At 41.3% G+C, this 26,460-nt stretch carries 21 protein-coding genes and 5 tRNA genes; all 26 read left to right on the forward strand.

Going from position 1 to position 26,460, the window contains the following annotated elements; translation table 11 throughout:
• Nucleotides 1-81 precede the first annotated feature (81 nt).
• The 26 genes from hemC (at nt 82) to rpoC (ending at nt 26,453) form a co-directional block, all read left to right on the forward strand.
• Entirely contained in the window at nt 82-1,005 is a 924-nt protein-coding gene (gene hemC, locus ACZ5QH_RS01110; protein ID WP_303576937.1) for a hydroxymethylbilane synthase, read from the forward strand.
• Nucleotides 1,006-1,018: 13 nt separating this feature from the next.
• Nucleotides 1,019-1,801 carry a uroporphyrinogen-III synthase gene (locus ACZ5QH_RS01115; protein ID WP_303576936.1) on the forward strand — a complete coding sequence of 261 codons (783 nt, stop codon included), beginning with the start codon at nt 1,019-1,021 and terminating at the stop codon, nt 1,799-1,801.
• Nucleotides 1,798-2,628: a hypothetical protein gene (locus tag ACZ5QH_RS01120; RefSeq protein ID WP_303576935.1), complete on the forward strand. Its 831-nt coding sequence runs from the start codon at nt 1,798-1,800 to the stop codon at nt 2,626-2,628. The genes ACZ5QH_RS01115 and ACZ5QH_RS01120 overlap by 4 nt, the downstream gene beginning before the upstream one ends.
• A 4-nt stretch (nt 2,629-2,632) precedes the next feature.
• A complete protein-coding gene (locus tag ACZ5QH_RS01125; protein ID WP_303576934.1) occupies nt 2,633-3,826 on the forward strand; it encodes a YfgM family protein in 1,194 nt (397 codons plus the stop codon).
• 9 nt (nt 3,827-3,835) lie between these two features.
• Nucleotides 3,836-4,273, forward strand: a complete 438-nt coding sequence (locus tag ACZ5QH_RS01130; protein ID WP_303576933.1) for an acyl-CoA thioesterase — start codon at nt 3,836-3,838, stop codon at nt 4,271-4,273.
• Between the two features lie 225 nt (nt 4,274-4,498).
• A complete protein-coding gene (locus ACZ5QH_RS01135; protein WP_004718506.1) occupies nt 4,499-4,825 on the forward strand; it encodes an H-NS histone family protein in 327 nt (108 codons plus the stop codon).
• Nucleotides 4,826-4,988: 163 nt separating this feature from the next.
• Nucleotides 4,989-5,732, forward strand: a complete 744-nt coding sequence (gene gspN, locus ACZ5QH_RS01140) for a type II secretion system protein N (RefSeq protein WP_056517325.1) — start codon at nt 4,989-4,991, stop codon at nt 5,730-5,732.
• A complete protein-coding gene (locus ACZ5QH_RS01145) occupies nt 5,732-6,577 on the forward strand; it encodes a type II secretion system protein N (protein ID WP_004818497.1) in 846 nt (281 codons plus the stop codon). Before gspN ends, ACZ5QH_RS01145 begins: the two co-directional genes overlap by 1 nt.
• A gap of 41 nt (nt 6,578-6,618) precedes the next feature.
• Nucleotides 6,619-8,868, forward strand: a complete 2,250-nt coding sequence (gene gspD / locus ACZ5QH_RS01150; RefSeq protein WP_303576931.1) for a type II secretion system secretin GspD — start codon at nt 6,619-6,621, stop codon at nt 8,866-8,868.
• Between the two features lie 184 nt (nt 8,869-9,052).
• A complete protein-coding gene (locus tag ACZ5QH_RS01155; protein ID WP_303576930.1) occupies nt 9,053-9,775 on the forward strand; it encodes an FHA domain-containing protein in 723 nt (240 codons plus the stop codon).
• 95 nt (nt 9,776-9,870) lie between these two features.
• On the forward strand, nt 9,871-10,539 hold the full coding sequence (locus ACZ5QH_RS01160) for an HAD-IA family hydrolase (protein WP_004718496.1): 669 nt from the start codon (nt 9,871-9,873) through the stop codon (nt 10,537-10,539).
• Between the two features lie 130 nt (nt 10,540-10,669).
• Entirely contained in the window at nt 10,670-12,163 is a 1,494-nt protein-coding gene (gene trpE, locus ACZ5QH_RS01165; RefSeq protein ID WP_303576929.1) for an anthranilate synthase component I, read from the forward strand.
• Between the two features lie 98 nt (nt 12,164-12,261).
• Nucleotides 12,262-12,337: transfer RNA gene (locus ACZ5QH_RS01170), tRNA-Thr, on the forward strand.
• 53 nt (nt 12,338-12,390) lie between these two features.
• Nucleotides 12,391-12,474, forward strand: a tRNA-Tyr gene (locus tag ACZ5QH_RS01175).
• Nucleotides 12,475-12,506: 32 nt separating this feature from the next.
• Nucleotides 12,507-12,582: transfer RNA gene (locus ACZ5QH_RS01180), tRNA-Gly, on the forward strand.
• A gap of 11 nt (nt 12,583-12,593) precedes the next feature.
• Nucleotides 12,594-12,668: transfer RNA gene (locus ACZ5QH_RS01185), tRNA-Thr, on the forward strand.
• Between the two features lie 144 nt (nt 12,669-12,812).
• The gene (tuf, locus tag ACZ5QH_RS01190) at nt 12,813-14,003 is read left to right on the forward strand and encodes an elongation factor Tu (protein WP_004723653.1); all 1,191 of its coding nucleotides are present in this window, start codon (nt 12,813-12,815) and stop codon (nt 14,001-14,003) included.
• A gap of 50 nt (nt 14,004-14,053) precedes the next feature.
• Nucleotides 14,054-14,129, forward strand: a tRNA-Trp gene (locus ACZ5QH_RS01195).
• A 74-nt stretch (nt 14,130-14,203) separates the two neighbouring features.
• Nucleotides 14,204-14,644 carry a preprotein translocase subunit SecE gene (gene secE / locus ACZ5QH_RS01200; RefSeq protein ID WP_004718489.1) on the forward strand — a complete coding sequence of 147 codons (441 nt, stop codon included), beginning with the start codon at nt 14,204-14,206 and terminating at the stop codon, nt 14,642-14,644.
• A gap of 7 nt (nt 14,645-14,651) precedes the next feature.
• Complete coding sequence (gene nusG, locus ACZ5QH_RS01205) at nt 14,652-15,185, forward strand: transcription termination/antitermination protein NusG (protein WP_004718486.1); 534 nt, start codon at nt 14,652-14,654, stop codon at nt 15,183-15,185.
• Nucleotides 15,186-15,302: 117 nt separating this feature from the next.
• Nucleotides 15,303-15,731 carry a 50S ribosomal protein L11 gene (gene rplK / locus ACZ5QH_RS01210; protein ID WP_004718484.1) on the forward strand — a complete coding sequence of 143 codons (429 nt, stop codon included), beginning with the start codon at nt 15,303-15,305 and terminating at the stop codon, nt 15,729-15,731.
• A gap of 3 nt (nt 15,732-15,734) precedes the next feature.
• Complete coding sequence (gene rplA / locus ACZ5QH_RS01215; RefSeq protein WP_004718482.1) at nt 15,735-16,430, forward strand: 50S ribosomal protein L1; 696 nt, start codon at nt 15,735-15,737, stop codon at nt 16,428-16,430.
• Nucleotides 16,431-16,791: 361 nt separating this feature from the next.
• Nucleotides 16,792-17,298: a 50S ribosomal protein L10 gene (gene rplJ / locus ACZ5QH_RS01220; RefSeq protein WP_004718479.1), complete on the forward strand. Its 507-nt coding sequence runs from the start codon at nt 16,792-16,794 to the stop codon at nt 17,296-17,298.
• A 48-nt stretch (nt 17,299-17,346) separates the two neighbouring features.
• Nucleotides 17,347-17,712: a 50S ribosomal protein L7/L12 gene (gene rplL / locus ACZ5QH_RS01225; RefSeq protein WP_004818508.1), complete on the forward strand. Its 366-nt coding sequence runs from the start codon at nt 17,347-17,349 to the stop codon at nt 17,710-17,712.
• 304 nt (nt 17,713-18,016) lie between these two features.
• Nucleotides 18,017-22,105 (forward strand): DNA-directed RNA polymerase subunit beta, encoded by a 4,089-nt coding sequence (gene rpoB, locus ACZ5QH_RS01230; protein WP_004718475.1) that lies wholly within the window; start codon nt 18,017-18,019, stop codon nt 22,103-22,105.
• Nucleotides 22,106-22,259: 154 nt separating this feature from the next.
• The gene (gene rpoC / locus ACZ5QH_RS01235) at nt 22,260-26,453 is read left to right on the forward strand and encodes a DNA-directed RNA polymerase subunit beta' (RefSeq protein ID WP_004718473.1); all 4,194 of its coding nucleotides are present in this window, start codon (nt 22,260-22,262) and stop codon (nt 26,451-26,453) included.
• Nucleotides 26,454-26,460: the final 7 nt, after the last annotated feature.

Genomic DNA, 26,460 nt, shown 5'->3' on the forward strand with positions numbered 1-26,460 from the left:
AAATCATTTTGATAATTTACTTGCATTTTTACGATTGCAGAGTAAGTTTAGAGTGTTTAAAAGTTTGGCAAAGCTGAAATGATGAAAACCTTGAAAATAGCAACTCGCCAGAGCCCGCTCGCAATGTGGCAGGCTGAGCATATTCGTGATCGTTTAGAGCAATTACACGCGCATGTAAAAGTAGAATTGGTTACCTTTGTAACCCAAGGTGACAAAATTTTAGATACACCTTTGGCCAAAATTGGTGGTAAAGGCTTATTTGTCAAAGAATTAGAAGCTGCTTTAATGGATGGTCGTGCAGATCTAGCCGTTCATTCCATGAAAGATGTGCCGATGCAATTACCAGAAGGTTTGGAGCTTGCGGTCATTTGTGAACGTGAAGACCCTTTTGATGCTTTTGTTTCTAATCATTATGAAAAGTTTGATGATTTACCACAAGGTGCAACACTTGGAACATCGAGCTTACGCCGTAAATGTCAGATTTTAAAACAGCGCCCTGATTTAAATGTGATTGATTTACGTGGCAATGTTGGAACACGCTTATGCAAGCTAGATGCAGGTCAATATGATGCCATCATCCTTGCCAGTGCAGGCTTAAAACGCTTAGAACTCTCAGATCGTATTCGTCATACGCTGCCAGCAGAAATTAGCTTACCTGCGGTAGGTCAAGGCGCATTGGGTTTAGAGTGTCGCTCAGCTGATCAAGAGATTTTGGATTTAATCATGCCGTTAATGCATGTTGAAACCAATGCCTGTGTCCGTGCTGAACGTGCTTTTAATGCTTATCTAGAAGGTGGCTGCCAAGTGCCTATCGCAGGTTTTGCCACATTGAACGATCAAACACTGTCTTTGGAAGGGCGTGTGGGAAGTGCGGACGGACAAACGCTGTTATGTAGCCAAGTCAGTGGTACGCCAGATCAAGCAGAGCAGTTAGGTGTGCAACTTGCACAAAAGCTACTTCAACAAGGTGCTGGAGAAATACTCAAAGCACTTTATCAAGCTTAGTTTTTAGGCTTCAATGCTATTTATTAATACGCGCCCCATTGATCGGGCTCAGCCATTGACCCAATGTCTGCGCCAGTCTGGTTTTGACGTGGTTGATCTGCCATTATTGGCATTAACACCACGTCCATATAACAACACATTACAACAACTTTATTTACAGCTGTTATCGACTCAAATTATTGTTGTGGTCAGTCCTACAGCTGTTGAGATTGGTATGCAATATCTTCAGCAATCGGGTCTATCACTTGCACAGATCCAACATATTCAGTGGATTGCTGTAGGTAAAAAAACTGCGCAACGACTTTTAGATTATGGGGTGGAAAGCCATGTTCCTGCGGTGGAAACATCAGAAGGCATGCTAAGCTTAGCGCTGTTTAATCAGGTAAAAGAGCTCAAGAGAATTGCGTTTTGGCGTGGTGAAGGTGGGCGTCAATTTATGATGCAACAATGCCAAGCACGTCATATTGATGTTTTAAACTTTGTTTTATATGACCGCGTATTTCCTCAACAAACTCAGGCACAATTTTTAGATTTTGTGAGCAAAATTGAGCAATTTGAAAAGCCCTATTGGAGTTGTATCAGCAGTGAAGCCAGTTGGCACAATTGGCTGGCTTTGACCCGAGATCATCAAGAGATCGTGAGTGCTTGTCATTATTTAGTTTTGGGTGAGCGTTTGTATCAATTATTAAGACATGGTAAAAATGCAGCTCAGGCCTGTTTGAATAGCACTCAAATTTCAAATTTAGCGCCAGAAACCATTCTACAAACCATAGTGCAGTTGCAAAGGAAGTTATGAAGAAGTTTATTTATGTCTTATTGTTGATCGCTTTAGGATGGCTCATTAAGTTGAGTTATAACTTCTATCATGTTTCACAACAGCTCAATGATATTCAACAAACACTGCATAAAAGTGAACAAAAGAATGCCAGTTTGAATGATCAATTGGTGGCAGTAAAACGACAAACAGATGAACCGACTCAAGAGGTGGCAAAGAAAAACGCTTCGATTCAAACGCCTATTGCTGGTATTCATCCTAGTGTAGTGGTTAAACAGCAACTAGAGTTGGTGCAATTTGCTATGCAACAACAACAGTTTGTGTATGCACTTGAGCATCTTACTCAGTTAAATCAATCTTTAGATCATTATGCGTTGGCAGATGCAGTAAAACAAAGCCTACATCAAACCATTGCGCAAGATATACAGAGTATTCAACACTTTGTGATTGAACGAAATGCCCAGCGAGATCAACTAGAGGCTTTACTTAAACAAGTTGATCAAGCACTCATCACTGAATTGAAAAATAATCAACTAAAACCAGATCAAGATCAGTCGCAATACTTTTGGGAAAAATGGTTTCAAGTCGATATTGTTGAAACAAATACTCCCGCATTGGCAAACCGTAAATTTATTTTAAAAGAAGTCCAATTAAGATTATTACTGGCGCAACAATTATTAGTTAAAGGGCAAACTGCTGAATACCAAGAGATACTGAATCAAATGATTCAACAATTGGATATATTACCCGATGCTGCTAGTCAGAAGATTAAGCAAAAAATATTAAAAATGAAGCAAACATCGCAGCCGCCGATTCCTAAGCTGAATAGCTTGGCTGTTTTGGGGTAGATCGATGAAACATATTTTTCTGATCTATGCCTTTATTAGCCTGATTATTCTGGCTGTACTGAGTGTATTGAGTTATACCGCAGGCTCGGGTTATGTCTATGTGCTCTGGCACAATATTCAAATTCAAACCAATTTATGGTTCTTAACATTTGCTGGCGTTGGCATCAGTTTTTTGATGCATGTGGCATGGTATTTCCTCAATCGTTATATCCGTCGAGAAAAAAGAAAATTAGAACAAGTACTGAGTTTTAGCACCTTGCACCCATTTGAACAGTTTGGTGTATTGTGGTTATTAGATGGTGAAGATGAACAAGAGCAAGTGATTCAAACGATTTTTGATCAATCTGGTTTATTAAAGCCGATTGTGCAATCCCGTTTATTACTCAAACAACTGCATTATTCAGAAGCATTAAATGCTTTAGAACATAGCTCTCCATCCGCTTTTGAATTGGCGGAAATCTTACGTATCGAAATTTATTTGGCCCAACAGGACAGTCAACAAGCGTTGACCCATTTAGAGTTTTTAAATGGACATGAGCTTTCGCCGTGGCTGAATCAACTTTCAGAAAGTTATAAATTGTCTGTGCAAAAATTATGGGGACAATTTGCCCTGCAATATCCGTGGCAATATTTACACTCAACTCAATTTGGACAATTAGAAACTGCGACTAAACAGCAGTGGTTAATACAGCTTTTGGGTTGTTATGACCAAGCAAGTTTTGAAGATACTGAACTATTACAGCAAAAATTTTTAGAGATAGAACCGCAACTCGATCAAATGCCTTATGAGACAAAAGTGCTTTGGCTAAAAATTATTACCCGCTTACCTGAGCTTGCTCAGCAACAACAGCAGTTGGTGATTCAAATACTTAATGAAAAATTTGACCAAGATGTGTTCCACTTATGGTTCCAGCAACAGTTGCTTAGACAGAATCCAGATTATGAGTATTTAGAGCAACAGATTATAAATCTTGAATCTAAATATATGAACATTCCTGTTTTTTGCTTTGCTAAATGGCATATATATATTGCAACACAGCGGGAATATGAAGCAGATCAACTTCTGTCATTATATCCAAATGATATTCTAATGAATTATTTAAGGATCAAGTCCACTTTAAATGGAAATGATGAATTAATTCAACAATTGAATTCAATTTTTGAAAAAGATAGCAATTATATTCAATTTAAAATTTGAGAACCCAGCATGAATCCATTGACACAATTCCCGATCGTTTATGAGCAAAAGGTTGCATGGGGCGATATGGACGCTTTTGGTCATGTAAATAATGTGATGTATTATCGTTATATTGAGAGTGCACGTATTGAATATTTTGATCGTTTAAATGTATTTGACCAAGATGTTTTAACTGTGGTTGCCTCAAGTCAATGCAAATATTTAAAACCTGTATTTTATCCTGATGTGCTACATATTGGTGCGCGGGTAGAAGAAATGAGAAATAGTGCTATACGCATGCATTATGTATTATTCAGTCAGCAACAACAGCAGATTGTGGCGGACGGAGAAGCAGTTATTGTTTTTGTCGATAAAGTAGCGATGAAAAAAGCATTAATTCCTCAACAGTTGCGAAAAATTATAATTGATTTAGAAGCTGCAGTGCATAATGATTTGAAAAATACATAAAAATGTCTCAGTTATCATCATTATATTTAAAACATAAGACAGCATATTCTTTTGCATTCGCTTTATTTTGATGTTAAAAATAAGCGCTTTGAGGTAATTATAATAATCTTTTTGTTGTTTTATGTGTTTATTGGGGAATATATGTATTGCTTATTGGAATAAATGAAAATACTATTGCTATGAAGTTATTTTAAATAAGTATTAAGAAATTTACGTGGAGAGTTAATGATGCCTGATATTAGTAATTTATCGGTTGAAGAGTTAAGAAAGTTAACAGCTGAAGCAGAAGCTTTAATTGAAAGTAAAAAAGACCAAGCAGTTGAAGATGCCTATAATAAAATTATTGAAATTGCGCAATCTGCTGGTTTAACTTTAGAACAGTTTATTGAATACGGCGCGCAAAAGCGTAAAAAGACAACGCGTAAAGCTGTTGAGCCGCGTTACCGCAATAAAAAAGATACTTCTGAAACTTGGACTGGACGCGGTAAACAACCACGTTGGTTGGTTGCAGAAATCGAAAAAGGTGCAAAATTAGAAGATTTCTTGATCTAATCTTCATCTAAGTGTCATTCAAAGACCTTAAAATCAAAGAACCAAGCAAATCTGCTTGGTTTTTTTATACGAGTGAATTGGCGTTATGCAAAAATTATGCATAATGTATAAACAAGAGGGCATCATCTTGCATGGAAGAATAAATGAATGATGGTAAAGATGAATGAATAAAAAATCAAAACAGATCACGTGGTGGATTACTGGAGTTGTCGCTTTTTTAATTTTTGTACTTTTGCAAGTCCCTGCAACATGGCTGATTTCTAAATTTTATAAGAACAACCAAACCCTACAAAATGTCAGTGGAAATATTTGGCAAGGGCAAGCAGATTGGCGCAAGGGTAATTTACGTGGTTCCGTTTCGTGGAGAACACGCCCGTGGGATCTGATTTTATTACGTGTGGGCGCAAATGTTGAAGTGCATAGTGGGCAAACTCAGCTCAATGGGGTTGTCGGCTATGGCATTGGTAAAAAAATAATTATTAATCAGATGCAAGGTCAGATTGCACCAGAAACTTTAAAGAATATTGCAAATTGGCAGTGGCCAGCGAATGCAATTCAAATTTCAGATATGACCCTACGTTTTAAAAAAGACACTGGATTTAGTGATGTAGATGGTCAATTGCACTGGGGTGGTGGTGAGCTTCGTTATACTTTTGGACAGCGTCAAGATCAAATGAATATCCCGTCTTTAAATGCACAACTTAAAGATGAAGCGGGTAAACTGATTTTGGATATACAAGATCAACGTAGCCAGAAGATGGCCAATATCAGCATAGATCCAACCATGATGTTAGATGTGCAATTAACCCAACGCATGTTACTCAATGTGCCTTCCTATGATGGAAAGGCTGGTTTAGATACTTTTGTGATTAGTTCTAGACAACCACTCATTCAAGGTGGTTTCTAATGAATATAAAAGAACGCTTTGAAAATATTTCTTGGAAAAAAACAGAGCACCTTGCACCTGTTGTTTTATTTCTTTTAATTTTAGCATTGTGCTGGAAACTGGCTTCGATTTTTTGGTGGGTGGTTGCACCGCCACAAGTCATGCAACCAGAGCAAGTGAGTCTAGGTTCACAACAAATCCAAGTGCCCAATATTTCAAGCTTTTCATTGTTTGAGGAAGTGGGTTCTAGTGCGACTGCAGATGACAGTATTCCGATGGTCTTGCAAGGTGTAGTCGTGAGTTATCCTGCGCGTTTCTCTTCAGCGGTGATTAAAGTCAAAGAAACAGCAGATCGTTATGCGGTGGGTGATCCAATTGAGGGTACCAGTTATCAGTTATCCGAAGTATATTGGGATCATATTGTTTTAAGTCAAAATGGAAATAACAGTAAAGAGTTACGTTTTACCGGGCTGGATAGTTTGTATCAGCCTATGCCAGGGCAATCTACAGATCAAAATACCAGCCCGCCAGCAAGTAATCCTGTGCCATCGCCACAACAAAATTCAAGCCAAAATGCTTTAGGGCAGGCGATTGAGAAGATGAATGAAAATCGGGACGAATACCTAAAGAACATGGGGGTTAACGCAAGTGGCGGTCAAGGCTATGAAGTGACAGATCAGACCCCCGCAGCGCTCCGAAATAAACTGGGATTAAGATCTGGAGATCGTATTCTTTCACTCAATGGACAATCAGTAGGTCAAGGACAGAGTGATGTTCAGCTGCTAGAACAAGCAAAGCGTGATGGCAAAGTAAAAATTGAAATTAAGCGTGGTGATCAGGTGATGACCATTCAGCAAAGTTTGTAAGTGGCTAGGACTACAAATAAAATTAGGATAGATAATAAGTTATGGCTTTTTTGAATCACAATCGACCACTTTGGGCTTTAGTTGCAGCGGCACCAATGATGGTTGCGGTCAGTACAGCAGCACATGCACAGACGTGGAAAATTAACTTACGCGATGCTGATCTCACGGCTTTTATCAACGAAGTTGCAGATATTACGGGCAAAAATTTTGCAGTCGATCCCCGTGTACGTGGCAATGTCACGGTTATTTCAAATAAACCTCTAAATAAAAATGAAGTTTATGACCTATTTTTAGGGGTGCTGAATGTCAATGGTGTGGTGGCTATTCCATCGGGGAATACCATTCGCTTGGTACCAGACAGTAATGTAAAAAACTCGGGTGTACCTTATGACCCACGCAATAATGCACGTGGTGATCAGGTGGTAACACGGGTGATTTGGTTGGAAAATACCAACCCCAATGATTTGATCCCCGCATTACGTCCTTTAATGCCACAATTTGCGCATTTGGCGGCCATACAAGGCACCAATGCGTTAATTGTGTCTGATCGTGCAGCGAATATTTATCAACTTGAAACCATTATTCGCAACTTAGATGGTACAGGGCAAAATGATATTGAAGCTGTTCCTTTACAACAGAGTCAAGCTGAAGAGATCATTAAGCAATTGGATGCCATGAGTTCGACAGGCGCATCGAAAGACTTTGCTGGGGCACGGGTTCGTATTATTGCTGATGCACGGACCAACCGTATTTTGATTAAAGGGGATACAGGTACGCGTAAACGTATCCGCAATATGATTGAAATGTTGGATGTACCTTCTGCGGATCGTTTAGGTGGTCTTAAAGTCTTTAAATTAAAATATGCCAGTGCAAAGAATTTATCTGAAATTTTACAAGGCTTAGTCACAGGTCAGGCAGTCAATTCTAGTTCAAATAATTCTTCTAATAGTAGTTCTAACAACAGCAATAGCAACAGTTTTAACAATAATAACAATTCATCATCGAATACCGGCTCAAGCACTGGAAGCAGTATTTCAACACCAGCAATTAATTTAAACAGCAATTCAAATAACAATAATCAAAATAATATCACCAGTTTTAATGCCAATGGTGTGAGCATTATTGCAGATGGTGCTCAAAATGCGTTGGTGGTTAAAGCTGAGCCACAACTGATGCGCGAAATAGAGGCTGCGATCCAACAGCTTGATGTCCGTCGTCAACAAGTATTGATTGAAGCGACGATTATTGAGGTTGAGGGTAATGATACTGATCAACTCGGTGTGCAATGGGCAATGGGTGATCTAAGTAGTGGTGTGGGTTTAATTAACTTTGATAAAGTGGGTACAAGTTTAGCCAAATTGGCAGCAGGCTATCTATCAGGTGGTGCGGCTGGTTTAGGTGGTGCTGTCGGTCCAGGTGCCTCTCTTGTTTTAGGAGATTATAAAGAAGGTGCTGATGGTTCACGTAGACTATATGGTGCTGTGATTCAGGCTTTAAAAGCCAATACCAAGTCAAATTTATTATCTACGCCATCGATTGTCACAATGGATAATGAAGAAGCGTATATTGTCGTTGGTCAAAACGTTCCATTTGTTACAGGTTCAGTCAGTACTGGGACAGGAGGCACTGTCAATCCATATACCTCAATTGAACGTAAGGATGTGGGGGTGACCTTAAAGGTAATTCCGCATATTGGTGAGGGTGGTTCGATTCGCTTAGAGGTAGAGCAAGAAGTCTCTGCGGTTGCTGAAAATAAAGGACAGGCAACGGATTTGGTCACCAGTAAACGCTCGATCAAGACCTCTGTGCTTGCGGATCATGGGCAAACCGTGGTGTTAGGCGGCTTGATTTCAGATGATACAGCTCATACACGCCAATCTATACCGTTCTTGGGTGATATCCCGGGCTTAGGCCGTTTATTTAGAGCGGAAGGCAAATCGAATGCTAAACGTAACTTATTGGTGTTTATCCACCCAACGATAATTGGTGATAATGCAGATATACGCCGTGTATCTCAACAACGTTATGATCAACTGTATAGTCTGCAATTGGCGATGGATAAAGATGGTAATTTTGCCAAACTCCCAGCCAATGTTGATGATGTTTTTCAGCAACGACTGCCGTTTAGCTCGACACCAAGTTCGCAACCTAAGCTGGTACAACCACAACCGACAGCACAACCATCAAGCCAGTATCAAAAAGTGCCTACAGGTGCCAAGACAAGTGCAGTACAAGGCAATGCGGTGACTACACCCGTTGCAGAGGAACCAAATGATATCCGTAAGCAGTAGCATTGTGGGCTTCGCGTAACAAGTGCTTCTAATCGCATGCTTTATTTGATATTTAAAATAGCTTGTTAAAGTATTGTGGTGTGTTCTGTTGTGGCGTGGGCAACATAAGGCTTGGTTTTACGCTGATTTAGCACTGTAGAAATGTCATGCTAAGATAGACTTGAATTAGAATGGGAAGATAATCATGACTTGGAAATTACAAGCAATTACAGGTGAGTTAGAAGGGCAGGAAGTCACGATTGACCGTGATATGCTGGTTGGACGCCATCAAGATGCAGACCTGTTATTACAAGCTGCGGAAATTTCACGTCGCCATGCTGCATTCTTATTAAAAGAAGATGCACTTTGGGTTCAAGATCTAAAGTCATCCAATGGTACCTTTGTGAATGATATCCGTATCGATCAAGATAAACTGTTGATGGATGGTGATATTGTTCAATTTGCCAGTGTTAAATTTAATGTACTTGCACCGGTAAAACCTGTTGTTTTGCAAACTGAACAGGCAGCGCCTGAGGTCGAAGTTCAACCGGTTGTAGTTCCAATAGAAACGCCAGTTCAACAACCTGCTGAGGCTGTGGCGACTGCTGAAATTAAACCAGCTGCCCCAGTAGAACGTACAGTGGCAGATCAGATGAATGAACAGGGCATGCCTGAGCTTTCAGAACGAGATAGCAGTGTGCAAATCAACCGTGAAGGTATGCCGTCTGGTGTAGCAATCCCTAAACCTGCGCCAATTCCAGAAGGTGTGGATATTCATGCGGCTACACAGCCAAAAGTAGAGCAGGTTAAAGCACCTGAGATTGTTGCAGAAGAACACGTCGAAACCCAGAAAAATGCAAAGTTAGGTTTGGCAATACTGGTGATTTTGATCATTTTGGCAATTATTGCATGGCTATTGTTTAAATAATTTGCGAATGCGCTACACTCAAGGCATGCAATCGCATGCCTTTGTTTTTTTGTATTTTCGTTTTTAAAAATTAAAACTCGATTTAGGTGTAAATCATGAATGTGGCAAAGCTAGACCAACGTGAACTGATTTTATTTGATTTGGATGGGACCTTGGTTGATTCAGCATTTGATTTATATCGTGCCATGAATTTAAGTCTAGCGCGTTTGAACTTACCCCAAGTCACTGAACAACAGGTTCGGGTTTGGATTGGTAAAGGCACCTCATTATTTTGTGAAAGTACATTGAAGTATTTAAAAGGTGAAGTGGATCCAGTACTGCATCAACAGCTTTTGGATACATTCTTGGAAATTTACAATGCAGAGCCTTGTGTTGATACCAAACCATTCTCTGGAATTTTAGAGTTTTTAGAATGGGGAATTGAAAACAATAAGAAATTGATTTGTGTGACCAATAAACCAGAACAGCCCGCACGAAAAATTCTAGAAGAATTGCAAATGGATCACTATTTTGTCGATGTAATAGGTGGTGATCGTTTTGAAGTGCGTAAACCACATCCAAAACCATTGTTGTATTGTGTTGAAACTTATCAGTCATCAACGGACAAAACTTTGATGATTGGCGATTCAAGTAATGATGTCGAGGCTGCACGCCGTGCAGAGGTTGATTGTATTGTGGTCAGCTATGGTTATAATCACGGTGAAGATATTCAACTCTGTCAGCCACAACAAGTGGTGGATGATTTAACAGAGCTTTTGGCTTAACACCGGTATATTTAAATTGTTGCGAAAAAAGGGAAGAGGAATGAATAGCAAACGCACTTTTCGATGGCGTCACTAAGTGAAATGCAGAGACATCCATACTTAGTATTATCGAAAATAGAGAGAATTCCTGATGACAACCTTAGCGCAATTTGAACAACTAAAATCAGCGGGTTATAACCTTATCCCTGTATATCGCCAACGCTTAGCCGATACAGATACGCCATTGTCTGTATTTGCACGGTTAAAACAGCATCAACAAGCTTATCTTTTTGAATCTGTCGAAGGTGGTGAAAACTGGGCAAGATATTCAATTATTGGACTGGGTGAATCAATCGTGTTTTCCTGTAATGCAGGACAGCTCACGATAAAATCGGTAGATGGCTCGATAGATACCCAGCCATGTACAGATCCCTTTCAATATATCCGTGATTTTCAAGCGCAGTTTAAAGTACCCACCCAGCAAGATTTACCCGCGCTGCCTAATTTTACTGGCGGCTTGGTGGGCTACTTTGGTTATGACGCAGTACGTTATATTGAGCCACGGTTAAAGAATGTGCCTGAGGCGGATCCCGTTGGACTGCCAGACTTATGGATGATGTTGTCTAAAACCGTCATTGTATTTGATAACTTAAAAGATACTTTGTTTTTAATCGTGCATGCAGATGTTAATGATACAGAGGCTTATGCCAAGGCTCAGCAACAGCTGGATGAGATTGAGGCATTATTGGCTATGCCAATCAGCTTGGTTGCTAAAAAACATACCGCTCCGCATTTTGAGTCACTGACTGGGCATGACAAATTCCTTGAGTCAATTGAGAAAGTTAAAGAATATATCCGTGCTGGTGATGTGATGCAGGTTGTTCCTGGGCATCGTATGGTGTCGGATTTTGATGGTGAGCCTTTACAGGTTTATCGCGCATTACGACATCTCAATCCATCACCGTATTTATTTTTGGTGCAAGGCCAGACCCTTTTAGATCAAAAGCCGTTCCATATCGTAGGTTCTTCACCGGAAATTCTTTCTCGACTCGAAAATGGAATCGCGACTGTACGTCCGCTTGCTGGTACACGCCCACGAGGAAAAACCAAAGAAGAAGATTTGGCGCTTGAAAAAGATTTGCTTTCTGATGAAAAAGAGATTGCGGAACATTTAATGCTGATTGATTTAGGCCGTAATGATGTGGGGCGTGTCTCGAAAATCGGTAAAGTGCAAGTGACTGATCAAATGGTGATCGAACGTTATTCACATGTCATGCATATTGTTTCCAATGTACAAGGTGAAGTGTTGGATGATGTCGATGCTTTGGATGTTTTTAAGGCAACTTTTCCAGCAGGGACGCTTTCAGGTGCCCCAAAGATTCGTGCAATAGAAATTATTGACGAAGTTGAGCCGGTAAAACGTGGAATTTTTGGCGGTGCAGTGGGTTATTTGGGCTGGCATGGCGAAATGGACATGTCGATTGCGATCAGAACCTGTGTTATTCGTGAAAATAAGGTCTATGTACAGGCTGGTGCAGGGTTGGTTGTCGACTCAAATCCTGAATCAGAGTGGAATGAAACCCAAATAAAAGCTCGCGCAGTGATCAAAGCGGTTGAATTATCGTCAAACGGATTGATTTTATGAGTTTTTGAGGTTTTTTTTGCAAAAAACACTTGCAAGGATTCTGAGTTTTGCTAAACTGCACACCGTTCCGATACGAAACGTACGAAACACTAAGAAACGCCGGCATAGCTCAGTTGGTAGAGCAACTGACTTGTAATCAGTAGGTCCACAGTTCGAATCCGTGTGCCGGCACCATCTTAAGGTTTTGTGTTATAATGTTGAAGAACGACACTGAAAGTAAGTGTAAAGGTGAGATTCCCGAGCGGTCAAAGGGAGCAGACTGTAACTCTGCCACGAAAGTTTCGAAGGTTCGAATCCTTCTCTCACCACCATTACTTCGATAAGTGGTAATTACCAACATTAAGCGGGAGTAGCTCAGTTGGTAGAGCGGTAGCCTTCCAAGCTACATGTCGCGAGTTCGACCCTCGTCTCCCGCTCCATCGAAGATGATGCTCTTATAGCTCAGTGGTAGAGCACTCCCTTGGTAAGGGAGAGGTCTCGAGTTCAAATCTCGATAAGAGCTCCAGATACAATTTGGTAGATTATTCTACACCAGTTTCTCAAAAGCAGGCTTATTAGTCTGCTTTTCAAGTATTAGGTGTCTAGTTTTTTAGACGATTGTCGATGCTGAGTTGTTTAACTCGTGTTCGACATAAACGAGGAAGAGCAAATGGCTAAGGCTAAGTTTGAACGTAATAAGCCACACGTAAACGTGGGTACAATTGGTCACGTCGACCATGGTAAAACAACTTTAACTGCTGCAATTGCAACAATTTGTGCAAAAACTTACGGCGGTGAAGCTAAAGACTACGCAGCAATCGATTCTGCACCAGAAGAAAAAGCACGTGGTATTACAATTAATACTTCACACGTAGAATACGATTCTCCAATTCGTCACTACGCTCACGTAGACTGCCCAGGTCACGCCGATTATGTTAAAAACATGATCACTGGTGCTGCTCAGATGGACGGTGCGATCCTTGTATGTGCTGCGACTGATGGTCCAATGCCACAAACTCGTGAACACATCCTTCTTTCTCGCCAAGTAGGTGTACCTTATATTCTTGTATTCCTTAACAAGTGTGACCTTGTTGATGATGAAGAATTACTTGAATTAGTAGAAATGGAAGTTCGTGAACTTCTTTCTACTTATGACTTCCCAGGTGATGACACGCCTATCATCCGTGGTTCAGCACTTGCTGCACTTAATGGTGATGCTGGTCAATATGGCGAATCAGCTGTACTTTCACTTGTTGAAGCGCTTGATTCTTATATTCCAGAACCAGAACGTGCTATCGATAAAGCATTCTTGATGCCAATCGAAGATGTATTCTCTATTTCTGGTCGTGGTACAGTGGTAACAGGTCGTGTAGAATCTGGTATCGTTAAAGTCGGCGAAGAAGTTGAAATCGTTGGTATCAAAGATACAGTTAAAACAACTGTAACTGGCGTAGAAATGTTCCGTAAACTTCTTGACGAAGGTCGTGCGGGCGAGAACTGTGGTGTTCTTTTACGTGGTACTAAGCGTGAAGACGTACAACGTGGTCAAGTACTTGCTAAACCAGGTACAATCAAGCCGCACACTAAATTCGACGCAGAAGTATATGTACTTTCTAAAGAGGAAGGTGGTCGTCATACTCCGTTCCTTAACGGTTACCGTCCACAGTTCTACTTCCGTACAACTGACGTAACTGGCGCAATCCAATTACAAGACGGCGTTGAAATGGTTATGCCAGGTGACAACGTTGAAATGTCAGTAGAACTAATTCACCCAATCGCAATGGACCCAGGTCTACGTTTTGCGATCCGTGAAGGTGGTCGTACAGTTGGTGCTGGTGTAGTTGCTAAAGTAACTGCATAACCGCTAATATGTTTGTTCTAACCGAGAGTTTGGGCTCTCGGTTTGTTTATAGGTCAGTAGTTCAATTGGTAGAGCGTCGGTCTCCAAAACCGAATGTTGGGGGTTCGAGTCCCTCCTGACCTGCCATTTTTTAAATAAAAAACTTGATGTCGGCTAAACTGGTCATATAATAAGTCGCGAAACCTACGACGAGTACAAAAATGTCGAATGATAAATCACGTGACGCAATGGGCGGCGCGGCAATTCCTCAAAGCAACAATTCTGCTGAAATGGTGAAGACAAGTTCTCCATTTGATTTTATTTTGTGGATCATAGCATTGGCTTTATTTGGCGGTGCGTTGATGACAAATCAATATCTTCCAGCGTATTGGGCACCTGCAAATAGTGTCTGGGTGCGTATTGGGGTAATTTTAGCTTGTATCATCGTAGCTTTAGGTTTATTATACGCCACCCATCAAGGCAAAGGCTTTGTTCGTTTGCTTAAAGACTCTCGTATCGAATTGCGTCGAGTTACATGGCCTACGAAACATGAAACAGTAACCACTTCATGGCAAGTTCTCCTCGTTGTTGTAGTTGCCGCAATTATTTTGTGGTGTTTTGACTATATCATCGGTTGGTTTATGAAGTTTATTATCGGGTAAGAGAGCTATGAAACGTTGGTACATTATTCATGCCTATTCAGGTTATGAAAAACAAGTGATGCGTTCACTTAATGATCGAATCCAGCGTAGCGCTGTTGCTGATAGTTTTGGTGAAGTCCTTGTTCCTACCGAAGAAGTGGTAGAGATGAAGGATGGTAAGAAACGTAAATCAGAGCGTAAATTCTTTCCTGGCTATGTGTTAGTCGAAATGGAAATGAATGATGAAACTTGGCACATTGTTAAAGAATGTCCAAAAGTATTAGGTTTCATCGGTGGTACAGCTGAAAAGCCAGCACCAATTACGCAAAAAGAAGCTGATGCGATTCTTGCACGTGTACACAATAAAGGTGAAGCACCTCGTCCTAAGACGATGTTTGAGCCGGGTGAAGAATTACTTGTTACTGACGGTCCATTCACAGACTTTAAAGGTGTGGTGGAAGAAGTTCAGTACGAAAAATCACGTTTAACGTTGACGATTAATGTATTTAATCGACCAACTCAAGTTGAATTGGAATTTCGCCAAGTCGAAAAAACAATTTAATTTGCACTGTTTGAAAGCGCCCGATTTGTTATGGATCGGGCATTGTTGTTGTAACGGTATCGTTACTTGAAATGTTGGGGAGCTCTAAAAGGCGTTTGTACCCAGAGGTAATTTGAAATGGCTAAGAAGATTGACGGCTATATCAAGCTGCAAGTTCCAGCTGGTAAAGCGAATCCATCTCCACCGATTGGTCCTGCACTAGGTCAACGTGGTGTTAACATCATGGCATTCTGTAAAGAATTCAATGCTGCTACACAAAAAGTTGAACAAGGTCTTCCAATTCCTGTAGTGATCACTGTGTACAACGATAAGTCGTTCACATTCATCATGAAAACTCCACCTGCTGCGATTCTTCTTAAGAAAGCTGCTGGTATCCAAAAGGGTTCTGCTGTACCAAACAAAACTAAAGTTGGTAAGTTGACTCGCGCTCAGTTAGAAGAAATTGCGACTACTAAAGAACCAGATTTAACTGGTGCTGATTTAGACGCACGTGTACGTACCATTGCTGGTTCTGCGCGTTCTATGGGCTTGGAAGTGGAGCTATAAGACATGGCAAAGTTAACTAAACGTCAAAAAGCCATTGCTGCAGCTATTGAAGCAAACAAAGTTTACACTTTGGAAGAAGCAGTACAAGTTCTTAGCAGCCTACCTGCTGCAAAATTCAAAGAATCTTTGGATGTTGCGGTAAACCTAGGTGTTGATCCTCGTAAATCTGACCAAGTTGTTCGTGGCGCGACTACACTTCCTGCAGGTACTGGTAAAACTGTACGTGTTGCTGTGTTTGCTCAAGGCGCTGCTGCTGAAGCTGCTAAAGCTGAAGGCGCGGACATCGTTGGTTTTGATGATCTTGCTGAAAGCATTCAAGCGGGTAACTTAGACTTCGACGTTGTGATTGCTGCTCCAGATGCAATGCGTGTTGTTGGTAAGTTAGGTACGATCCTTGGTCCACGTGGCTTAATGCCAAACCCTAAAGTGGGTACTGTAACTCCTGACGTAGCAACTGCAGTTAAAAATGCAAAAGCTGGTCAAGCACGTTACCGTGTAGACAAAGCGGGTATCATCCACGCTGCGATCGGTCAAGTAGGTTTCACTGCTGAAGCTGTTCGTTCAAACGTTGAAGCGCTTATCGCTGACCTTAAGAAAGCAAAACCTGCGACTTCTAAAGGTATCTACATCCAAAAGATCACTTTGAGCTCAACTATGGGTCCTGGTCTTGTTGTTGATGTACAAAACGTTTCTAAATAATTATTTTTCAATAATTATATTGCGATAAAAGAATTTTAAAGTCCTGAGTGAAATTTGAAGTGTTACTTCAAATTTTACGCAAGAAAGAGTGATGGCTTCTATTGAAGTTGAGCTTTTCTTCTTGTGGATTGATAAAGCATGGCTTTGTTGATCATCAGGCGGACTTTGAATTGATAGATGTAAATTTATCAGCGTCAAAGACCTCAGGCGAGGGGAGTCTTCGGATTCGCTTCTTAAAATACCAGTCTGAGTAGACGCGGTGGTGTGATTGATTCCTCCTCCGCGTGTAAGTCAAGAGATTGATTTACGAATTGGGAGTGCAGTCCGTGGATTGCATAAATCACCGTTAGGAGGTTTTACAATGGCTCTTCTTATCGAAGACAAAAAACAGATCGTTGCGGAAGTAAATGAAGTTGCTTCTACCGCGTTTGCTGCTGTTGTTGCTGACTACCAAGGTTTAACAGTTGAACAATTGACTACACTTCGTGTTGAAGCTCGTAAGTTAGGTGTTAAGACACGTATCGTGCGTAACACTTTGGCTAAACGTGCTTTCGAAGGTACTCAATTTGATATCTTAGACGAAAACCTTGTTGGTCCAACTATTCTAGCTTTTTCAACTTCTGAAGATGACATGGGCGCAGCTGCTCGCTTGTTTGAAGAATTTGCTAAAACTAACAAAGCATTTGAACTTAAAGCTGCTGCATTTGACGGCAAACTTTATCAAGGTGCTGACGTTAGCGTTATCGCGAATCTTCCGAACCAAGAAAAAGCACTTACTATGCTTGCCAATGTTCTTCAAGCTCCTATTTCGAAATTGGGTCGCCTTATTACAGCGCTCAAAGAGAAAAACGAGTCAGAAGCTGCATAAGCTTAATAAATTTCACACACCATTCAATATCCATTTGGAGTTATTCTCATGGCTTTAACTAACGAAGAAATCTTAAACGCAGTTGCTGAAAAAACTGTTCTTGAACTTGTTGAACTTATCTCTGCTTTCGAAGAGAAATTCAACGTATCAGCTGCTGCTGTAGCTGTAGCTGCAGGTCCTGCTGTTGCTGCTGCTGAAGAGCAATCAGAATTCAATGTTGAATTGACTTCTTTCGGTGCTAACAAAGTTGCTGTAATTAAAGCAGTACGTGAAGTTACTGGTCTTGGCTTGAAAGAAGCTAAAGACTTAGTAGAAGGCGCTCCTTCAAATCTTAAAGAAGGCGTTTCTAAAGAAGAAGCTGAAGAACTTAAGAAAAAACTTGAAGAAACTGGTGCTACAGTTACTGTTAAGTAATTTCGCTAGGGGTCGAATTTTAATTTGACCCCAAAAATTGGCTGATGGCTCTTGGGTCATCAGCCTTTTTGCGTTACAATAATCGGCTCGATTTTAGATTGATTGGTAGAAAAACCATCAATTTTAAAAATAAATAAACACAATCAAACGCTTACCAATATTTTTCCATTTTAAAAATATTGCTAAGCGTTTTGTACCACTGAAATTTGCAGCATTTGTATAAAAGTGGTGGTCATATCGACCTGCGTAATTCCTTCTAAGTTCGTTCTGCAGGCGGACTTAGTTTACTTTCCGAGGACTCCAGATGGCATACTCATATACCGAAAAGAAACGGATCCGTAAGAATTTTGGTAAATTGCCCCAAGTCATGCATGCTCCGTACCTGCTCTCGATTCAAGTCGACTCGTACAGAACATTCTTGCAAGACGGCAAAACACCAAAAAATCGCGAAGATATCGGTCTCCAAGCTGCATTTCGTTCAGTTTTTCCTATTGAAAGTTATTCGGGCAATGCTGCTTTAGAATTCGTTGAGTATAGTCTTGGTAAACCAGAGTTTGATGTTCGCGAATGTATTCTTCGTGGCTCAACCTTTGCGGCACCAATGCGCGTTAAAATTCGTTTGATCATCAAAGATCGTGAAACGAAATCTATTAAAGACGTACGTGAACAAGAAGTGTACATGGGTGAAATGCCACTCATGACTGAGAATGGTACCTTTGTCATCAATGGTACTGAGCGTGTAATCGTATCTCAATTACACCGTTCACCAGGCGTATTCTTTGACCATGATAAAGGTAAAACGCATTCAAGCGGTAAAGTGCTTTATTCAGCACGTATTATTCCTTATCGTGGTTCATGGTTAGATTTTGAGTTTGATGCTAAAGATTTAGTCTTTGTACGTATTGACCGTCGTCGTAAATTGCTTGCGACTGTTGTGTTACGTGCATTGAGCTATAGCAATGAACAAATTCTGAATATGTTCTACGAAAAAGTACCTGTATATCTTGATATGGGTAGCTATCAGATTGACCTTGTGCCTGAACGTCTTCGTGGTGAAATGGCTCAATTTGATATCGTGGACAATGATGGTAAAGCCATTGTTGAACAAGGTAAACGTATTAATGCTCGCCATGTACGTCAAATGGAAGCTGCTGGTTTAACTAAACTTCCAGTTCCAGATGAATATTTGTATGAGCGTATTACTGCTGAAGATATCGTACTTAAAGACGGTGAAGTAATTACTGCTAACACTGTATTAAGTCATGAGATTTTGGTCAGAATTGCTGAAGGTGGTATTAAACAATTTAATATCCTGTTCACCAATGACATCGATCGCGGTTCTTTTGTTGCTGACACCTTACGTGCAGATACAACATCTGGTCGTGAAGAAGCACTTGTAGAAATCTACAAAGTGATGCGTCCAGGTGAGCCACCAACGAAAGAAGCAGCTGAAAACTTATTCAATAACTTATTCTTCTCTACAGAGCGCTATGATTTATCGCCTGTGGGGCGTATGAAGTTTAACCGTCGTTTGGGTCGTCCTTACGAAGTGGGTACAGATCAGAAGTCTCGTGAAGTAGAAGGTATTCTTTCTAACGATGACATCATTGATGTATTGAAAACACTGGTAGAAATTCGTAACGGTAAAGGTGAAGTCGACGATATCGATCACTTGGGTAACCGTCGCGTACGTTCTGTTGGTGAAATGACAGAAAACCAATTCCGTGTTGGTTTAGTTCGTGTTGAACGTGCTGTTAAAGAGCGTTTAAACCAAGCTGAAACAGATAACTTGTCTCCACAAGATTTGATCAATGCGAAACCAGTTGCTGCTGCAATCAAAGAATTCTTTGGTTCAAGCCAATTGTCACAGTTTATGGATCAAAACAACCCGTTGTCAGAAATTACACACAAACGTCGTGTATCTGCGCTTGGGCCTGGTGGTTTGACACGTGAACGTGCGGGCTTTGAAGTACGTGACGTACATCAAACTCACTATGGTCGTGTATGTCCAATTGAAACTCCTGAAGGACCAAACATTGGTTTGATCAACTCGCTTTCTGTTTATGCAAAAGCGAACAACTTCGGTTTCTTGGAAACACCATACCGTCGCGTTGTTGATGGTCGTGTAACAGATGATGTTGAATATTTATCTGCAATTGAAGAAGTAGGTACTGTTATTGCACAGGCCGATTCTGCATTGGATAAAGATGGACATTTAACAGAAGACTTCGTTTCAGTACGTCACCAAGGTGACTTCGTTCGTATGCCACCTGAAAAAGTGACGCATATGGATGTATCTGCTCAACAGGTTGTATCTGTCGCTGCATCACTTATTCCATTCCTTGAACACGATGATGCAAACCGTGCATTGATGGGTTCAAACATGCAACGTCAGGCAGTTCCTACATTGCTTGCTGATAAACCACTTGTGGGTACCGGCATGGAAGCAAACGTAGCGCACGACTCTGGTGTATGTGTGATCGCGAAACGTGGCGGACGCATTGAGTTTGTAGATGCATCACGTGTGGTTATTCGTGTCAACGAAGATGAAATGATCGCGGGTGAAGCAGGTGTAGATATCTACAACTTGATCAAATACACGCGTTCAAACCAAAACACATGTATTAACCAAAAAGTGCTTGTGAGCATGGGCGATAAAGTCGGCCGTGGTGACGTTCTTGCTGATGGTCCATCAACTGATGGTGGTGAATTAGCATTGGGTCAGAACATGCGTGTCGCGTTCATGACTTGGAACGGTTATAACTACGAAGACTCGATTTTATTATCTGAACGTGTTCTTCAAGAAGATCGTTTAACGTCAATTCATATTCAAGAATTATCATGTGTTGCGCGTGATACGAAGTTAGGTGCGGAAGAAATCACTGCCGATATTCCTAACGTAGGTGAAGCAGCGTTATCTAAACTTGATGAATCAGGTATTGTTTATATCGGTGCTGAAGTTGCAGCGGGTGATATTCTTGTTGGTAAAGTGACACCTAAAGGTGAAACACAATTAACCCCTGAAGAAAAATTACTTCGTGCAATCTTTGGTGAGAAAGCAGCAGACGTTAAAGATTCATCTTTACGTGTTTCTTCAAGCGTTAAAGGTACAGTTATCGACGTTCAAGTGTTTACACGTGACGGTATCGAGAAAGATGAACGTGCTCAAGCGATTGAGAAAGCGCAACTTGATGCTTATCGTAAAGACTTGAAAGAAGAATTCAAAATCTTCGAAGAAGCTGCTCGTGAACGTATTATCCGTTTGTTAAAAGGCCAAGAGTCGAACGGCGGCGGTACGACCAAGCGCGGTGATAAGCTATCTGAAGATGTATTGTCTGGTTTAGAGCTTGTTGATCTTTTAGAAGTTCAACCAACAGATGAAGGCATCGCTGAACGCTTAACTCAAATTCAAGTGTTCTTGAAAGAGAAGAGCTACGAGATTGATGAGAAATTTGCTGAGAAAAAACGCAAACTTTCTACAGGTGATGAGCTTACAACAGGTGTATTGAAAGTTGTTAAAGTTTACTTAGCTGTAAAACGTCGTATCCAGCCTGGTGATAAGATGGCGGGTCGTCACGGTAACAAAGGTGTTGTATCAAACATCTTGCCTGTTGAAGACATGCCGCATGACATCCATGGTGTTCCAGTTGATGTCGTACTTAACCCATTGGGTGTACCATCACGTATGAACGTGGGTCAGATTCTTGAAACTCACTTAGGTATGGCTGCAAAAGGTCTTGGCGATAAGATCGACAAGATGATGAAAGAGCAACGTACCGTTCTTGAGCTTCGTGATTTCTTAGACAAGATTTATAACAAAGTTGGTGGCGAGCAAGAAGATCTTGATAGCTTAACTGATGAAGAAATCTTGGTGTTATCAGGTAACTTGCGTAAAGGTGTTCCTTTAGCTACGCCAGTATTTGATGGTGCAGAAGAAAGTCAGATCAAAGAGTTACTTGAGCTTGGTGGTATCTCACGTACAGGTCAAACAGTATTGTATGACGGACGTACAGGTGAGCGTTTTGACCGCCCAGTAACTGTTGGTTATATGTACATGCTCAAGTTGAACCATTTGGTTGATGACAAGATGCATGCACGTTCTACTGGTTCTTATTCACTTGTAACTCAACAACCGCTTGGTGGTAAAGCACAATTCGGTGGTCAGCGTTTCGGTGAGATGGAAGTCTGGGCACTAGAAGCTTATGGTGCTGCTTATACACTTCAAGAAATGCTTACTGTGAAGTCGGATGACGTTGAAGGTCGTACTCGCATCTATAAGAACATTGTAGATGGTAACCATTATATGGATCCGGGTATGCCTGAATCGTTTAACGTATTGACCAAAGAGATCCGTTCTTTAGGTATCAACATTGAACTGAAAAATGGTGACTAAACTTCACCATTGAATCTCCCTAAATCCCTCTTTATGAAAGAGGGACTTTCCCCCTTAGAAAAAGGGGGATCAAGGGGGATTAAAATTCAGTGAAAAAACAATATTTGTGACCCAGTCGTAGCCTGAAAAGCGCTTCGACACACGGAGAAAAAAATTGAAAGACTTGCTCGATATCATGCGCAAAAAGACGGATTCAGATGGTCACGCTCCAGTAGAGTTTGACCGTATCCGTATTGGTCTTGCGTCACCAGAAATGATTAAGTCATGGTCTCACGGTGAAGTTAAAAAGCCAGAAACCATTAACTATCGTACGTTTAAACCAGAACGTGATGGTTTATTCTGTGCCAAAATCTTTGGTCCAGTAAAAGATTACGAATGCTTGTGTGGTAAATACAAGCGTATGAAATATAAAGGCGTCATTTGTGAAAAATGTGGCGTTGAAGTAACAACTGCAAAAGTTCGTCGTGAGCGTATGGGTCACATCGAGCTTGCTTCTCCAGTTGCGCATATTTGGTTCTTGAAATCATTACCAAGCCGTATCGGTTTATTACTTGATATGACTTTACGTGATATCGAACGTGTATTGTACTTCGAATCTTATGTGGTTACTGATCCTGGCATGACGCCAATGGAAAAGTACCAACTTCTTAACGATGAAGAATACTTCACTGCGTTAGAAGAACATGGTGACGAATTCAGCGCGAAAATGGGTGCAGAAGCAGTTCAAGATTTGTTGAAAGACATCGATCTTGAAGCTGAAATTTCTCGTTTACGTGAAGAAATTCCAAACACAACTTCAGAAACGAAGCTTAAAAAAGCCTCTAAACGTTTGAAGTTGATGGAAGCGTTCAAAGAGTCGAACAACAAGCCAGAATGGATGGTGATGAATGTACTTCCAGTACTTCCACCTGATCTTCGTCCGTTGGTACCGCTTGAAGGTGGTCGTTTTGCGACTTCTGACTTGAACGATCTTTATCGTCGTGTGATCAACCGTAACAACCGTTTAAAACGTCTTCTTGACCTTGCTGCACCAGACATTATCGTACGTAACGAAAAACGTATGTTACAAGAGTCTGTAGATGCGTTATTGGACAATGGTCGTCGTGGTCGTGCTATTACCGGTTCGAACAAACGTCCGCTTAAATCTTTGGCAGATATGATCAAAGGTAAGCAAGGTCGTTTCCGTCAAAACTTACTTGGTAAGCGTGTTGACTACTCTGGTCGTTCGGTAATTACTGTAGGTCCAACTTTACGTTTACACCAATGTGGTCTTCCGAAGAAAATGGCACTTGAATTATTCAAGCCGTTTATCTTTGCTAAGCTACAAGCTTCTGGCCAAGCAACAACCATTAAAGCTGCGAAGAAAATGGTTGAGCGTGAAACTCCTGAAGTTTGGGACGTTCTTGCATCTGTAATTCGTCAACATCCTGTGATGTTGAACCGTGCGCCAACACTTCACCGTTTAGGTCTTCAAGCATTTGAACCTATTCTAATTGAAGGTAAAGCGATCCGTTTACACCCACTCGTTTGTGCTGCGTTTAACGCCGACTTCGATGGTGACCAAATGGCGGTTCACGTTCCATTAACACTTGAAGCTCAATTAGAAGCTCGTGCGTTAATGATGTCGACCAACAACATCTTGTCACCTGCCAACGGTGAGCCGATCATCGTACCTTCTCAGGACGTTGTCTTGGGCTTGTATTACATCACACGTGATGCAATCAATGCCAAAGGTGAAGGCATGGTGTTTGCGGATACTCACGAAGTAAACCGTGCACTTGCAACAGGTCAAGTTGACTTACATGCGCGTGTAAAAGCACGTGTACACCAAACAGTGATTGATGAAAACGGTAACCGTGAGCATCAAACTATTGTTGTAGATACGACACCTGGTCGTTGCTTACTTTGGGAAGTTGTTCCTGAAGGTATGGATTTCCAACAAATCAACGTTGAGATGACTAAAAAGAACATCTCTAAGTTGATTAACTCTTGCTACCGTAAATTAGGTTTGAAAGATACTGTTATCTTTGCTGACCAATTGATGTACTTGGGCTTCCGTCAAGCAACCCGTTCTGGTGTTTCTGTGGGTATGGAAGACATGTTGATTCCGCCACAAAAACAAGCAATTATCGAAAAAGCAGAAGTTGAAGTTCGTGAAATTGAACAACAATTCGAGCAAGGTTTCGTAACTGCGGGTGAGCGTTACAACAAAGTTGTCGATATTTGGGCGCGTACTAACGACCAAGTTGCCAAAGCGATGATGGACAACTTGTCATTCACGACTGTTAAAAACAAACAGGGTGAAGACGAGAAGCAAAAATCATTCAACAGTATCTACATGATGTCTGACTCAGGTGCCCGTGGTTCGGCAGCTCAGATTCGTCAGCTTGCAGGTATGCGTGGTTTGATGGCGAAACCAGATGGTTCGATCATTGAGACACCGATTAAAGCAAACTTCCGTGAAGGTTTGACAGTACTTCAGTACTTCATTTCAACACATGGTGCGCGTAAAGGTTTGGCCGATACAGCACTTAAAACAGCAAACTCTGGTTACTTGACACGTCGTCTAGTCGACGTTGCGCAAGACTTGGTTATTACTGAGCCAGATTGTGGTACGCTCGAAGGTCTTGTAATGACTCCGTTCATTCAAGGTGGCGATGTCATTGAGCCATTAAGTGTACGTGTATTAGGACGTGTAACTGCTGAAGACGTGAAAAAAGCGGGTTCAGATGAAGTTGTGCTTCCACGTAACACATTGATTGACGAGAAAATTGCGGCGTATCTTGAAGATGCGGGTGTCGATGAAGTTAAAGTACGTTCAGTTGTAAACTGTGCTTCGACTTTCGGTGTATGTGCTAAATGTTATGGTCGTGACTTGGCGCGTGGTCACTTGGTGAATCCAGGTGAATCTGTCGGTGTTATGGCTGCGCAATCAATTGGTGAACCTGGTACACAGTTAACCATGCGTACATTCCACGTAGGTGGTGCTGCAAGCCGAACGTCTGCTGCAAATAGCGTACAAGTACGTAACAAAGGTACGGTTCGTTTCCATAACGTTAAAACTGTTCAACATGCCAAAGGTCACTTGGTGTCTGTTTCACGTTCAGGTGAAATCGGTATCGCTGATGATTTAGGTCGCGAACGTGAGCGTTATAAACTTCCATACGGTGCGTCTATCTTGATTAAAGATGGTCAACCTGTAGAAGGCGGCGGTATTGTTGCAACTTGGGATCCGCATACACATCCATTGGTTACAGAAGTTGCTGGTAAAGCACGCTTCAGCCAAATTTCGGATGGCGTAACTGCAACATCGAAAACTGATGATGCAACAGGTATGACCACTGTTGAAATTTTACCTGTAACAGCACGTCCTGCTTCTGGTAAAGATTTGCGTCCTGCAATCGTGTTGGATACAACCGATGGCGGCGAACAGTTCTACTTCTTGCCACAAAACACGATCGTGACTGTTCGTGATGGTGAGACGATCGGTGTTGGTGACGTTATTGGTCGTGTACCACAAGAAACTTCACGTACTCGTGATATTACCGGTGGTCTGCCGCGTGTAGCTGACTTGTTCGAAGCACGTAAGCCGAAAGAACATGCAATTCTTGCTGAAATCTCAGGTGTTGTAAGCTTTGGTAAAGAAACCAAAGGTAAGAACCGTTTAGTGATTACACCAGATGATGGCTCTGAAATTTATGAAGAGTTGATTCCAAAATGGCGTACCATTAACGTGTTTGAAGGTGAGCATGTGAACCGTGGTGAAACCATTTCTGATGGTCCACAAAACCCACATGACATCTTGCGTTTGAAAGGTGAAGTTGCATTAACCAACTACATCGTGAACGAAGTTCAAGACGTTTACCGCTTACAAGGTGTAAAAATCAACGATAAGCATATCGAAGTAATCGTTCGTCAAATGTTGCGTAAAGTTGACATTACCGACGGTGGCGATACAAGCTTTATCAAAGGCGAACAAGTGGATTACATCCGCGTTGTGGGCGAAAACCAAGCGGTATTGGCTCAGAACAAGTTCCCTGCGAAGTATGAACGTCAATTGATGGGTATTACCAAAGCATCGCTTTCTACTGACTCGTTCATCTCTGCTGCATCGTTCCAGGAAACAACACGTGTGTTAACTGAAGCGGCTGTAACAGGTAAAGAAGATGATTTACGTGGCTTGAAAGAAAACGTTGTTGTAGGTCGCTTGATTCCAGCAGGTACTGGTCTTGCATACCACTTAGAACGTCGTCGTCAAGAAGCAGAAGCTGCAGAGCATGAGCTTGTAAATGATTTCTCTGAAGTTGATCAAGCATTCTCTCAAGCTTTAAACGAAGATTCTTTCTAAGTTAAAC

The organism is Acinetobacter sp. Ac8 (assembly GCF_055392545.1).

Excerpts from the sequence above, each read along its gene's own strand:
- tuf (WP_004723653.1), top strand. The coding sequence starts at position 12,813 with ATGGCTAAGGCTAAGTTTGAACGTAATAAGCCACACGTAAACGTGGGT.
- ACZ5QH_RS01145 (WP_004818497.1), top strand. The coding sequence starts at position 5,732 with ATGAATATAAAAGAACGCTTTGAAAATATTTCTTGGAAAAAAACAGAG.
- rpoB (WP_004718475.1), top strand. The coding sequence starts at position 18,017 with ATGGCATACTCATATACCGAAAAGAAACGGATCCGTAAGAATTTTGGT.
- rplA (WP_004718482.1), top strand. The coding sequence starts at position 15,735 with ATGGCAAAGTTAACTAAACGTCAAAAAGCCATTGCTGCAGCTATTGAA.
- hemC (WP_303576937.1), top strand. The coding sequence starts at position 82 with ATGAAAACCTTGAAAATAGCAACTCGCCAGAGCCCGCTCGCAATGTGG.
- ACZ5QH_RS01120 (WP_303576935.1), top strand. The coding sequence starts at position 1,798 with ATGAAGAAGTTTATTTATGTCTTATTGTTGATCGCTTTAGGATGGCTC.
- gspN (WP_056517325.1), top strand. The coding sequence starts at position 4,989 with ATGAATAAAAAATCAAAACAGATCACGTGGTGGATTACTGGAGTTGTC.
- rplL (WP_004818508.1), top strand. The coding sequence starts at position 17,347 with ATGGCTTTAACTAACGAAGAAATCTTAAACGCAGTTGCTGAAAAAACT.
- trpE (WP_303576929.1), top strand. The coding sequence starts at position 10,670 with ATGACAACCTTAGCGCAATTTGAACAACTAAAATCAGCGGGTTATAAC.
- ACZ5QH_RS01155 (WP_303576930.1), top strand. The coding sequence starts at position 9,053 with ATGACTTGGAAATTACAAGCAATTACAGGTGAGTTAGAAGGGCAGGAA.
- nusG (WP_004718486.1), top strand. The coding sequence starts at position 14,652 with ATGAAACGTTGGTACATTATTCATGCCTATTCAGGTTATGAAAAACAA.
- rplJ (WP_004718479.1), top strand. The coding sequence starts at position 16,792 with ATGGCTCTTCTTATCGAAGACAAAAAACAGATCGTTGCGGAAGTAAAT.
- ACZ5QH_RS01125 (WP_303576934.1), top strand. The coding sequence starts at position 2,633 with ATGAAACATATTTTTCTGATCTATGCCTTTATTAGCCTGATTATTCTG.
- secE (WP_004718489.1), top strand. The coding sequence starts at position 14,204 with ATGTCGAATGATAAATCACGTGACGCAATGGGCGGCGCGGCAATTCCT.
- gspD (WP_303576931.1), top strand. The coding sequence starts at position 6,619 with ATGGCTTTTTTGAATCACAATCGACCACTTTGGGCTTTAGTTGCAGCG.
- ACZ5QH_RS01135 (WP_004718506.1), top strand. The coding sequence starts at position 4,499 with ATGATGCCTGATATTAGTAATTTATCGGTTGAAGAGTTAAGAAAGTTA.
- ACZ5QH_RS01115 (WP_303576936.1), top strand. The coding sequence starts at position 1,019 with ATGCTATTTATTAATACGCGCCCCATTGATCGGGCTCAGCCATTGACC.
- ACZ5QH_RS01130 (WP_303576933.1), top strand. The coding sequence starts at position 3,836 with ATGAATCCATTGACACAATTCCCGATCGTTTATGAGCAAAAGGTTGCA.
- rplK (WP_004718484.1), top strand. The coding sequence starts at position 15,303 with ATGGCTAAGAAGATTGACGGCTATATCAAGCTGCAAGTTCCAGCTGGT.
- ACZ5QH_RS01160 (WP_004718496.1), top strand. The coding sequence starts at position 9,871 with ATGAATGTGGCAAAGCTAGACCAACGTGAACTGATTTTATTTGATTTG.